Origin of the sequence: uncultured Acetobacteroides sp., assembly GCF_963667355.2 — a bacterium.
In the GTDB taxonomy this organism is placed as follows: domain Bacteria; phylum Bacteroidota; class Bacteroidia; order Bacteroidales; family ZOR0009; genus Acetobacteroides.
The window spans coordinates 1,884,627-1,896,516 of record NZ_OY763328.2 but is presented as its reverse complement, the minus strand read 5'-3'; the positions used below and the strand labels follow the sequence as shown (position 1 = coordinate 1,896,516).

12 protein-coding genes are annotated in these 11,890 nt (G+C 55.4%); 8 read left to right on the top strand and 4 right to left on the bottom strand.

Annotated features, from left to right (window positions below; translation table 11 throughout):
• Positions 1-220 precede the first annotated feature (220 nt).
• From ACHZA1_RS07860 to bioD, 8 genes are all read left to right on the top strand, one after another.
• Positions 221-637, top strand: a complete 417-nt coding sequence (locus tag ACHZA1_RS07860) for a hypothetical protein (protein WP_320054687.1) — start codon at positions 221-223, stop codon at positions 635-637.
• Positions 634-1,614, top strand: coding sequence for a biotin synthase BioB (gene bioB / locus ACHZA1_RS07855; protein WP_320054686.1), 981 nt, complete (start codon positions 634-636; stop codon positions 1,612-1,614). The genes ACHZA1_RS07860 and bioB overlap by 4 nt, the downstream gene beginning before the upstream one ends.
• Positions 1,615-1,879: 265 nt before the next feature.
• Positions 1,880-3,163, top strand: coding sequence for an adenosylmethionine--8-amino-7-oxononanoate transaminase (bioA, locus tag ACHZA1_RS07850; RefSeq protein WP_320054685.1), 1,284 nt, complete (start codon positions 1,880-1,882; stop codon positions 3,161-3,163).
• Positions 3,164-3,369: 206 nt separating this feature from the next.
• Entirely contained in the window at positions 3,370-4,533 is a 1,164-nt protein-coding gene (locus tag ACHZA1_RS07845; RefSeq protein ID WP_320054684.1) for an 8-amino-7-oxononanoate synthase, read from the top strand.
• Positions 4,515-5,168: a pimeloyl-ACP methyl esterase BioG family protein gene (locus ACHZA1_RS07840; RefSeq protein WP_320054683.1), complete on the top strand. Its 654-nt coding sequence runs from the start codon at positions 4,515-4,517 to the stop codon at positions 5,166-5,168. Before ACHZA1_RS07845 ends, ACHZA1_RS07840 begins: the two co-directional genes overlap by 19 nt.
• 216 nt (positions 5,169-5,384) lie before the next feature.
• Positions 5,385-5,582: a hypothetical protein gene (locus tag ACHZA1_RS07835; protein ID WP_394701070.1), complete on the top strand. Its 198-nt coding sequence runs from the start codon at positions 5,385-5,387 to the stop codon at positions 5,580-5,582.
• Entirely contained in the window at positions 5,575-6,345 is a 771-nt protein-coding gene (gene bioC / locus ACHZA1_RS07830) for a malonyl-ACP O-methyltransferase BioC (protein ID WP_320054681.1), read from the top strand. Before ACHZA1_RS07835 ends, bioC begins: the two co-directional genes overlap by 8 nt.
• 105 nt (positions 6,346-6,450) lie before the next feature.
• On the top strand, positions 6,451-7,128 hold the full coding sequence (gene bioD, locus ACHZA1_RS07825) for a dethiobiotin synthase (protein WP_320054680.1): 678 nt from the start codon (positions 6,451-6,453) through the stop codon (positions 7,126-7,128).
• Positions 7,129-7,196: 68 nt separating this feature from the next.
• On the opposite strand, the gene ACHZA1_RS07820 is transcribed toward bioD, so the two are convergent.
• The 4 genes from ACHZA1_RS07820 to ACHZA1_RS07805 form a co-directional block, all read right to left on the bottom strand.
• Positions 7,197-8,156 carry a DUF3667 domain-containing protein gene (locus tag ACHZA1_RS07820; RefSeq protein ID WP_320054679.1) on the bottom strand — a complete coding sequence of 320 codons (960 nt, stop codon included), beginning with the start codon at positions 8,154-8,156 and terminating at the stop codon, positions 7,197-7,199.
• Between the two features lie 47 nt (positions 8,157-8,203).
• Positions 8,204-9,166: a DUF3667 domain-containing protein gene (locus tag ACHZA1_RS07815; RefSeq protein ID WP_320054678.1), complete on the bottom strand. Its 963-nt coding sequence runs from the start codon at positions 9,164-9,166 to the stop codon at positions 8,204-8,206.
• A gap of 549 nt (positions 9,167-9,715) precedes the next feature.
• The gene (deoC, locus tag ACHZA1_RS07810) at positions 9,716-10,588 is read right to left on the bottom strand and encodes a deoxyribose-phosphate aldolase (protein WP_320054677.1); all 873 of its coding nucleotides are present in this window, start codon (positions 10,586-10,588) and stop codon (positions 9,716-9,718) included.
• A gap of 93 nt (positions 10,589-10,681) precedes the next feature.
• Positions 10,682-11,809: a hypothetical protein gene (locus ACHZA1_RS07805; RefSeq protein ID WP_320054676.1), complete on the bottom strand. Its 1,128-nt coding sequence runs from the start codon at positions 11,807-11,809 to the stop codon at positions 10,682-10,684.
• Positions 11,810-11,890 lie beyond the last annotated feature (81 nt).

Sequence of the window (11,890 nt, the reverse complement as noted above, 5' to 3'; positions counted from 1 at the left end):
TTACCACTCATAACGATCGGTTATATTAAATTCATACTTAAATCAGCGATATCCCGCCCGTTGGCTGCGGGCATTTTTACGGTACTGCTGCACCAAAAGTAGTAAAAAACGGGGCGTAGCCTACTTCTGCAGTTTTTAGCTTCTTAAGAGGCCAATGGCTGTCCAACAACATACTTTTGGGGGTGTTCGCGTGTTAGCGCGGCAGCTATCTTTGCCGGCGATGAACAGAATCCGCCAAGCATATCGTCCTACCCTTTGGTTTAAGCGCTGGTCGCGCCGTGCCGATGCCGCCTTTATGAGCCTCGGCAAGGTGGTGCACATCGGCAGCCTAAAGGTGGACATCTGCCGTATGGCTATGCTCAAGAGCGGGGTTATTGGCGTGGAGCGCATGCTGCTTCAGCTTATCAGCGGCAGCAACGACGAGGAGTTCGATCCGGACATCGCCGAGTGGGGGTGCGAGCAGGCGCTGGTCCCCGCTATCATCAGCTTACAGGTGCAACCAAAAGCGATACCTGCTGCGGCATCGGCTGCTGTAGGTGTTCTTATACCATATTCTGATCCCACATTGAAAGGAGCAAGCGCCCTTTGGATGTGGGATTTTTCTTTTTGCAATCAACTAAAACGTACGATACGATGATGACTTCGCAGGATGCCCTTGCGCTGAAGGAGCGCATTTTGAACGGCTACCAGATTACCGAGAATGAGGCTTTGGAGCTTGTAAGGATAGAGGATAAGGAGGTGCTCTACCAGCTGGCGGATGATATCCGTCGCCACTTTCTACGGAACGACTTTGAGATGTGCTCCATCATCAACGCGCGCTCGGGCAAGTGCTCGGAGGACTGCAAGTGGTGCTCGCAGTCGGCCCACCACAACACCAACGTTGAGGTCTACCCGCTCATCTCGTCGCCGGTAGCGGTGGCCATGGCGCACAATAACGCTAGGCAGGGCGTGGCCAAGTTCTCGCTGGTAACCAGCGGGCGCACCCTTTCGCAGGCTGATGTGGATAAGTCGTGCGGTATCTACAACGATATCCGCAAGGAGGTGGATATCCACCTTTGCGCTTCCATGGGATTGCTCACCAAGGCGCAGCTGCAGCAGCTGGCCGAGGCAGGGGTGGAGCACTACCACTGCAACCTCGAGACGGCGCCATCGTTCTTCCCAACGCTCTGCACCACGCACACCGTCGAGGAGAAGATGCAGACCATCCGCTGGGCCAAGGAGGCTGGGCTGGGCATCTGCTCGGGCGGCATCATCGGCATGGGCGAAACCCAGGAGCAGCGCGTGGAGTTTGCCCTTACGCTTCGCGAAATTGGGGCGCAGTCTATCCCTATCAACATCCTAAACCCTATCGAGGGTACCAAGTTGGCCGGCAAAACCCAAAAGCTTACCGAGGAGGAGATTCTTACCACCTTCGCCATCTTCCGCGTAGTGAACCCAACGGCTAAGATCCGCTTTGCTGCCGGACGTCAGGAGATTGCCCACATCATGGACAAGGCCCTCCGCTGCGGCATGAGCGCCGCACTTGTTGGCGACCTGCTCACCACCCTCGGCTCCAGCGTTGCAGAGGATGTGAAGATGCTGGAGGGGAATGGGTATAATATTGTGAGGAGTTAGAGGAAGTTATTTCAGAAGTTAGAAGGAGTTAGAGGAAGATAATTTGAATGATAAAGAAGTTGAAATTGGCAGTGCTTTTCTTCATGGCGATTCCCCTCTTTGTTAAGGAGGGGTGCCCGAAGGGCGGGGAGGTTGCTTAATCAAACCACCCCCGGCTGCGCCGACCCCTCCTTGGAAAGGAGGGGAATCGCTTCGATCTCGCCTTACATATAACTTTTATCTCTTTTCTAACGTCTAACTACTAACATCTAAAGTCTAGAAAAGAATGACCACAGAACAGCTACTAGCATACGACAGGGAGCACATCTGGCATCCCTACACATCGATGATCGACCCGCTGCCGGTGTACCTGGTGAAGAGGGCCGAAGGAGTAATCCTCGAGCTGGAGGATGGGCGTCAGCTTGTCGACGGCATGTCGAGCTGGTGGGCGGCTATTCATGGCTACAACCATCCGCACATCAACGCTGCCATAGAGCGGCAGCTAAAGGATATGTCGCACGTGATGTTTGGCGGCATAACGCATCGTCCAGCGGTGGAACTGGCAGCAAAGCTGGTGGGCATGACTCCCGAAGGGTTGGAACGCGTATTCTTCTCCGATTCGGGCTCAGTAGCCGTTGAGGTGGCTATCAAGATGGCGCTGCAGTACCAGAACGCAAGGGGCAAGTCGCAGAAGAACCAGCTGCTCACCATTCGTTCGGGCTACCACGGCGATACCTGGCACACCATGAGCGTATGCGACCCCGATGGTGGAATGCACACCATATGGAACGGGCGCTTGCCCATCCATCACTTTGTGGATGCGCCCAAGGTGCTCTTTGGCGAGGAGTGGAACCCTTCAGACCTAGATCAAATGCGCCAAACCCTAGAGCAGCATCACCAGCGAATTGGTGCGGTAATACTAGAGCCAATAGTGCAGGGTGCTGGCGGAATGCGCTTCTACGCTCCCGAATACCTAAAAGGGGTGAAGAGCCTCTGCGAGGAGTTCGATGTGCTGCTGATTGCCGACGAGATTGCCACCGGTTTTGGTCGTAGCGGGAAACTTTTTGCCTGCGAGTGGGCTGGCATCACCCCCGATATCATGTGCTTGGGAAAGGCAATCACCGGAGGCTACATGAGCTTCGCGGCAACGCTGGCTACTGCCGAGGTGGCCGAGACCATCTCGAAGGGCACCCCCAGCGTGTTTATGCACGGTCCAACCTTTATGGGCAATCCGTTAGCCTGCGCCGCTGCAAACGCATCGCTGGAGCTGATTCTGGATCATTCGCCGCTTCCAAAGGTTGCTGCAATAGAGGCGCAGCTAAAAAGGGAGCTGACACCCGCTCTGCAATTCGATAGCGTTGCCGATGTGCGCGTGCTTGGCGCAATCGGCGTTATCGAAATGAAAGAGCCGGTTGTAATGGCCGACATCCAGCGACGCTTTGTTGAGGAGGGTATTTGGGTTCGTCCATTTGGCAAGCTGGTGTACGTTATGCCGCCATTTGTTATCACGGAGGATGAGCTGAGCAGGTTGACTTCGGGGCTGGTGAAGGTGGTTGGGGAATGTAAATAGGGAGTAGTGAATAGGGAGAAGTGAGTGAACAGACAAATGCTTAATCAAGGCTCTTTATCCTCCCGCCTTGGCGGGAGGTAGGGGTGGGTTAAGGGCGTTTCAACTTTAGATGTCTTCATTTATTTGAAAAGTAAACCCACCCCCTGCCCCCTCCCGAGGAGGGGATTACGTAGAAGAAATAATCGAGGTACTGATAAGAAAGAAGAATGACGAATTATCAAACCATACTATCCCAGCTCGAGCAATCGGGGAATCTGCGCCAGCTGCGCAACACCCGTAGCGAGGGAAAGTACATCGTCCACGAGGGACGGCGCTACCTGAACCTCTCGTCGAACGACTACCTTGGCGTAGCGTGCGATTTTGAGCTGCAGCGAGAGTTCTTGGCAAGCGTTGACAATACCGCAGAGTTTCTCTTGGGCTCCACCTCGTCGCGGCTGCTTACGGGCAATGCGCCATCGTACACCGAGCTGGAGCAGAAGCTGGCAAGCCTCTTTGGGCGCGAGGCGGCGCTGGTGTTCAACAGCGGATACCATGCCAACATCGGAGTGCTGCCTGCGCTAACCTCGAAGGGCGATTTGATACTTGCCGATAAGCTGGTTCACGCCAGCATCATCGACGGGCTAAGGCTCTGCGAGGCCAAGTGGGAGCGCTACCGCCACAACGACTTGGAGCATCTCGAAAGGCTCATCATCAAGAATAGAAACGACTACAACCGCATATTCATCGTAACCGAATCGGTGTTCAGCATGGATGGCGATGTGGCCGACCTACCAGCCCTATGCGACCTGAAGGAGCGGTACGGCGCAACGCTGTACGTCGACGAGGCGCACGCCTTTGGGGCGGTGGGTGCGCACGGGCTTGGGCTTTGCGAGGCAACCGGCACCACCCAGCGCATCGACCTTATCGTGGGAACCTTCGGCAAGGCCATCGCATCGCAGGGAGCTTACCTTGTTGCCGATCGCGAGGTGGTAAGCTACCTGGTAAACACCATGCGCCCGCTGATATTCACCACGGCGCTGCCGCCCGTAAGCCTGCATTGGAGCCGCTTTGTGGTAGATGCGCTCGAAGGAATGGCGACGGATAGAGCTAAACTGATTGCTTTGGGTAACCTGCTGCGCTCGGAGCTGGAAAGGGTGGGCGCGGAGACGCGCGGCTGCTCGCACATCGTGCCCATTGTGGCTGGCGAGAATCACGAAGCCATTCGTTTGGCTGAGCTGATGCAGCAGAACGGCTTCTGGGCGCTGCCCATCCGCTACCCCACCGTGCCCAAGGGCGAGGCGCGAATCCGCATATCGCTCCATCCGCAGATAACCGAAGACGAAGTAGCCGAAATCGTAAAGGTAGCCGAGCAATGGAAGCAAAATGGGTAGTAAGGAATAGCCGCAAGTCGCTTATCCTCTTTTTCTGCGGATGGGGTTTCGACGAGCGCTGCATAAGGCACATCGGCAGCCAGTGGCACGATGTGGTGGCCGTGTACGACTACCGCTCGCTCGATTTCGATCAATCAGTTACCAACGAATACGACGAGGTTGAGGTGGTGGCCTGGTCGTTTGGCGTTTGGGCTGCAGGTTGGCTGATGGAGCAGGGTCTGCTGCGGGCCAATAGCGCCCGTGCCATCAACGGAACGCTGAACCCGGTAAGCGACACGGAGGGAATCCCTACGGCCATATTCGGGGGAACGGTGGGTAACCTTACCGAGACCACCATGAAAAAGTTTACGATGCGCATCTGCGGCGGTGCCCGTGGCTACGCCGAGCTGTCGGAGCTGATGCCCCAGCGCTGCTTCGAGGAGCAGCGGGAGGAGCTAATCCTGCTGGGCGAGCACTTCCAACGATGGTCGCTGCCGAATAAGGATATCTGGTCGTCCGCCCTTATCTCCACCGATGATTTGATCTTCCCATACCAAAACCTGAAAAACCATTGGGGAGATAGGGCTACGACCATTGGCGGCGCTCACCTCTGCTTCGGGAAGGTGGAGTCGTGGAAGGAGATGATTGGGGAATAGTGAGTAGTGAGTAGGACAAACACCTAATCAAGTCTCCGTTATCCTCCCGCTTAGGCGGGAGGTAGGGGTGGGTTAATGGCGCTAAAAGAGTAGCTGTCTGTTTGAGAGAAGAGAACCCACCCCCTGCCCCCTCCCAAGGAGGGGATAACGCCGAAGTGCCTAGAGATAGTTGTGAGGCTTGCATCTGCAGATGCAACCCCTCCAAATGCATTTTTGATGCTTGCATCTGCAGATGCAAGGGCAAACCGGATGTTTTTGGTGCTTGCATCTGCAGATGCAAAGGCAAAAAATTCATTTTCGGTGGTGGAATGTGCACATGCAAGGGGTAAAAAAAGATTTTTGGAGGTGGAATGTGCACATGCATGCCTCCAGGCGGAATCGCTAACATGTAAAAATGGAAGAACCAATGAATAAGAAAGCGGTACGAGATGGATTCACCGGGTGCTACGGCACCTACGCTACCGAGGCGGTGGTGCAGCAGGCGATTGCCCAACGCTTAGCCGCGCTACTCGATAAGCACGTAGGAGGTGTCATCAACCGCGCGGTTGAGGTGGGCTGCGGGTCGGGGTTTCTTACCCAGATGGTGCTGGAGCGCTTCCCCAAGGCGGCCTGGCTGCTTAACGATATCGCCCCATCGTCGAAGGGCTACGTTGACGAGGCTGCCCAGCGCTGCAATGCCGTAGATGCTACCTTCGAGCTGGGCGATGCCGAGGCTATGGAGCTTCCCAGCGGCATCGACCTCTTTGTCTCCTCGTCGGCGGTGCAGTGGTTTTCCGATTTGGAGGGCTTCCTGAAGCGTCTTTCCGAGGCGATGAGCGAAGGCGGAACCGTTGCCATCAGCACCTTTGGTCCGCAAAACCTCCGCGAGGTTCGCGAGCTTACCGGAAGCGGATTATCCTACCTATCGCATGACGCGTTTCGTGCGGCTGTGAGTCGGTACTTCGATGTTGAGGAGTGCTTGGAGGATCGTACCTCCATCTACTTTGACGAGCCGGTTGAGGTGCTGCGCCACATCAAGCAAACGGGCGTAAACGGCGCCTTCCGCCAGTGCTGGACCAAGGGGAAGCTCGCCCGCTTTACCGAGGGCTACGAGGAGTTCCGTAGCGCTAACGGCTACCCGCTCACCTACCATCCGATGTACGTGGTGGCGAGAAAGGGGGGAGGGAGTAGTGAATAGTGAATAGAGAGTAGGAACTAAAATCCCTATCCTCTCTGTACCCCCGTACTAAATTCTAATATCTAAAGTCTAGCGTCTAATGTCTAACATCTAAAGTCTATATAAATGAGTAAAGTCTTTTTCATAACAGGAATTGATACCGATGCCGGCAAGAGCATGGCAACGGGAATGCTGGCAAAGTACCTGCTGGCAAAGGGAGTGAACGTAATTACCCAAAAGCTGATTCAAACGGGCTGCGTGGGCGTATCGGAGGATATCATCACCCACCGCCAGCTGATGGGCATGGAGCTGCAGCCGGTGGATACCGACTACACCACCTGTCCGATAGTGTACACCTACCCCTGCTCGCCGCACCTTGCCGCCGAAATCGACAAGCGCGAGATCGACCTCGACCTCCCCCGCCAATCCACCCAAAGGCTGAAGGAGGCTTACGATGTGGTGCTGCTCGAGGGCGCCGGCGGGCTAATGGTGCCCATCACCCGCAGCTACTACACCATCGACTACGTGAAGGACGAGCAGCTGCCCGTAATCCTGGTCACCTCGTCGAAGCTGGGGAGCATCAACCACACGCTGCTGAGCCTGGAGGCGCTCTTCAGCTGCGGCATCGAGGTGGCAGGCATCATCTACAACAAGTACCCCGTGGGTAGCCCCGAGATTACGGCCGACTCCACCCGGGTAATCGCCGACTTTGCCCATCAGCATGGGAGAAGCATCCCCATTGCCGAGATGGACGAGGTGAAGGGCGATGTGGTGGTCGATTTCTCGGGGTTGGGGTTGCTCTGATTTCAATGTAGAGATATGGGAGCAAAGAGGTCACTGAAAAAAGTCTTGTGTCTTGATACTTGTATCTCCTAAATCATTATCACCAGAACCCCCACCGCCACAATGGCAATGGAGCAGATGATGAGGTACAGGAAGAGCAGCAGAAAGGCCTTCATCAGCGATTTGATGATCTTCTCGCGGTAGAAGCGGGCAAGGCTCAGCACGAAGTAAACGAAGGTTGCCCAGAACAGCCAGATGCCAATGGGATGGTTGGCCGATATCAGCTTCTCCCATATTAGCGATAGCGAGATGGCGAAGAAGAGCACAACATGCTGGTGAACCGAGAGGATGAGGTGCCCGAGGTAGTAGCGCTCCCGGCCTCGGTAGATGATCATCAGCAGGAGGGCAAAAACGGGCATCAGAAAGATTACGGAAAGCGAGAGGTAGTGCACGAACTTCTGCAATATCTCCTTGCGCGATACCCCCGTGAGGTTCTTTTTTGCCTGCCTCTCCAATCGGCTCATCGAGCTGTCATTTCCCTTATCGATGAATGCGGCATTGGGCGGTTCTACCTTTTGATGAGCGCTGGCAGTATCGGAGGATAGCGCTTCCCTACGATCGGCTACCCTGGTGGTATCTACAAAGGGCTTGCTGTCGGAGGTTTTCCCTTCCCTGCTGCTCTGGGTGAGCGGAATCATCACCCCAAAAAGAAGTATGCTGGCAAACAGGTAGAGCTTAAACGGGTGGACGTGGCGCTCGATGCGCCCCTCCATGTACTCGCGGGCAAGGAAGCCGGGTTTCAGGAAGAGGTGGCGAAGCGAGGTTCCCAGCTTGCGATCGAGCCCGTAGTGGTGCTCGAGGTAGAACCTTACCGATTCTACGAATGGGCGGTTGGCCTCCGAGGCGTACTGCCCGCACTTCGAGCAGTACATGCCGTGCAGCTCCTCGCCGCAGTTCTTGCAGTGGGTGTAGGGCGGCTTCGCGTTCGCCTTTTGGCGATGGCGGCGCTTTGCCTTTAAAATCTTATATCTGATGGCTCGGATAAACATGCTAGAATGGATTCGTGTAGGTTTTACGATGGCTGCTATAGGCACGGCTACACCACAATGTATATGGCTGCACCAACCACGGCAAGTAGGCAGATGATGGAGTAGATGGAGAGCATCATCAGCGCCTTAACGGTGCTTTTCCGAATGCCCTGTCCGTACAGCCGCGATAGGCTTAGCACCAGGTACACCAGAAAGAGCAGCAGCATCCATCCCGTAATCTTGTGGGCGTTTACCTGCGAGTCCCATATCGCCCCAACAGATAGGAGGATGAAGAGCACCGAGTGCAGGTGGATGGAGTGGATGAGGTGGCTCATGTAGTACTGCTTCCGGCGGATGTAGAAGAGCTTTAGCAGCAGCGCAAAGATGGGCATCAGCAGCAGCACCGATATCGACAGGTTGTGGAAGAACATTTCGGCCACCTCGCCCTGGGTTTTGCCCTTGAGGCTACCCTCGGCAAGACCCTCTATCATGCTGTCGAAGGCGGACTCATCGTCGTCGTCATCGTTGGCGCTCACGCTTTCGTCCTCTTCTCCCTTTTTTTGTGCGGGAGCTACCTTGTCCATGTCTTTTGTTTTAGCGCTATCCACATGGGGTGTTTCCTTTACGGCCAGCTCGTCGGCATTTTTCATGTTCTCCTTGCTGAGGGGGGTAAAGTGGAGCGCCACCCCAAATAGCAGGATGCTGGAGAAGAAGTAGAGCTTAAAGGGGTGCACGTGGCGGACAATGCGGCCGGCCATGTACTCCTTGGTGAGGAACCCTGGCCTAAAGAAGAGGTTGTAGAGCGTGGAGCCCAGCTTGTGGTCGAGCCCGTAGTGGTGCTCGAGGTAGAAGGCCAGCGATTCGCCGAAGGGGCGGTTGTCGAGGTGGGCAAACTGCCCGCACACCGAGCAGTACTGGCTGTGGAGCACGTTCCCGCAGTTCTTGCAGTGCGTGTACGGTGGCTTTACGGGGAGGTAGCGGTGCTTCCGGCGGCGCTTGAGGTACCGGTACCTAATAAATCGAATAGGCATAGGTTAGGTTAATTGTTATAGAAGGGTAAAAGTAGCGAATTTCTTTAATCGTACGCCGCTGCGGGGCTTCCTCGCTTCAGGAAATGATTTCCCAACGTTCGGAAGAGGTTTCCTTGCTTCAGAAAACGATTTCCCAACGTTCGGAAGAGGCTTCCTTGCTTCAGGAAATGATTTCCCAACGTTAGGAAATGGCTTCCCCGCTTCAGGAAATGATTTTCTAACGTTCGGAAGAGGCTTCCCCGTTTCAGGAAATGATTTCCTAACGTTTGGAAGAGGCTTCCCCGCTTCAGGAAACGATTTCCTGACGTTCGGAAGAGGCTTCCTTGCTTCAGGAAATGATTTCTTGACGTTCGGAAAGGGTTTCCCTACTTCAGGAAGCGATTTCCCCGTTCGGCGAAGGCTCTCTTTCCTCTGTCGAACAAGGCTGCACCTGCGCTATGGCGGATCGTGCAGGTTGATGGTTCGAATCCGGGATAGGCTTCGTATAAAAAAAGCACCGCCTTCTCAAACTGAAAATGGCGGTGCTTTATATTGAATTAATGGTATGAACTAAAAGTACTCAACGGGCTCCTCCTTGATGTCGGAGAGCAGGTTGTTGGCCAGGCGGCTTGCGCCCAGGCGGAAGTAGGTGTTGTTGAGCCAATCCTCGCCGAGCACCGTCTTCATGATGCCGTAGTAGGTAAGGGCATCGTTGGTGGTAACCACGCCGCCGGCAGGCTTGATGCCTACCATGCGCTCGGTGCGGTCGTAGTAGTCCTTCACGGCCTGCGCCATGACGTAAACGGCCTGTGGGGTTGCGCCCACGTTGATCTTTCCGGTAGAGGTCTTCACGAAGTCGGCACCAGCCTCCATGGCAATCAGCGATGCCAGGCGGATGGACGAGTAGGTGGGGAGCGCTCCGGTTTCGAGGATCACCTTTAGGTGGGCGTCGCCAATGGCGTCCTTCACCTGGGCAATCTCGTTGTAAACGGTTTCGTAGTCCTCCTCGAGGAATCGGCCCACCGACATTACGATATCCACCTCGTCGGCGCCCTCTTCGACGGCCATCTGGCTTTCCGAAAGCTTAATGTCGAGGAAGGTTTGCGAGTGGGGGAATCCGGCGGTAACGGTAGCAATCTTCACATCCTTTGCCTTAAGGTTCTTGCGCACCTCGTTGATGAGCGATGGGTAGATGCAGATGGCGCCCACGTTGGGCATATACGAAAAATCCTTTTGGAAGCGGCTCACCTTTTCGGCAAGGGTCTTTCCCGTTTCTAGGGTATCTGTTGTGTTTAGGCTGGTAAGGTCGATGCAGGAGAAGCAGGTCTTTAGCGCGTCGATGCTGCGCAGATCATCTAGCTTACTTTTGATGAGGTCTACCTCATATTCAACCTCGGCGTCGTTGACATCAAAGTCGTACAAGTCAAAAAAATCGTCGTCCATATAAGTTTAAAAATGCGATTGGGTCGCAAGATAGCAAAAATGTATGATGTGCGAAAAGGGATTTTTTATTCGGAACGGAGATCACGGATGGTCTTATTTCCAACTCCCTGTCTTCACCATCCGATCCAGCTGGAAGCTTATCCCGGCTCCGTAGAAGTAGTCGAGGCCCGAGTACGAGGGGTCGAGGTAGCACCCGGTGTCGAACCGAAACTGCATGCCGGGGTACACCTCCTTGTGGTAGGCGAACGTTCCGGTGAACACGTTTCGGGCCTTGGCAACGGGGGCAAGGCCGACATTTACGCTGCTGTATATGGGGTCGCCTAGGATGGTGTACACCATGTTCCCGAATAGGCAGCCCAGCTTCAGGTCTACCGCGTTGCTGCTCAGGAAGAGGGTGGACGAGAGCGCGCTCCTGCCCTTGGTTACTAGGCTGGAGCTTGCGTTGAAGCTCCCTCCGAACTTTATCGGCTGAATGAGCAGCCCCACCTTCGCCCCTCTGCTGTTGTACCTGTAGGCAAGCTGAATGCCGAGGCTGAGGTTCGAGTAGGTGTGCACCCGCTTGGTGGTGTCGCTCTTGTCGTTTATCTGGCCGCCGATGTGCTTAAACACGACCTGGAGGGGAATCATCACCTCCCAGCGCGAGCTGCTGGGGGTGAGCTGCGCCAGGATGGACCCTCCGGCGGTGAGCCGCTCCTGGTCGTTGTCGCCCTGGCGGATGTAGTTCTCCCAGCTAACCCATGCGTCGGCAAAGAGGCGCGAGCCGTAGTAGCGCAGCTGCAGGCCGTTCTCCTGGCGGTAGTCTATCTTGTAAAGCGGGTTGTAGAGCAGGTCGCTGAGCAGGTGCCCGTCGCGGTTCTCGATGGTGCCCACCTGCACGTAGAAGTTCTTCAGCGGCTGGTAGCGGGCAAAGAGTATCGGCGTGTTTTCGGTGAAGGGCTTGGTGCCCCAGTACTTGTTGAGGTGAACCCCTCCGCCGACGAGCAGCTGGCTTCCGAAGCTGGCCTGCACCGTTGGCATCAGCGAGAACCCGGGCTGGGTGTAGCCTTCGGCAAAGGGCTTAAAGTACTCGTAGTTGTAGAAGAACGACGATCCGTCGAGGTGGATGCCCACGCTGGCGGAGTCGGGCAGCCCCTTGGGCGATCGGGGGATGGAGAGCGGCTGCGCGCTGCCTGCGTGCGCGAGGCAGGCTAGTATGGCGAGGGTGATGGTACGCTTTAGCATGGATGGGTAGATTTGGCGGTAAAAGTAGGAAGAAATAGCTTGCATGAGGTCATGCAAGGGCTCCAAATGAATTTTTCGGCC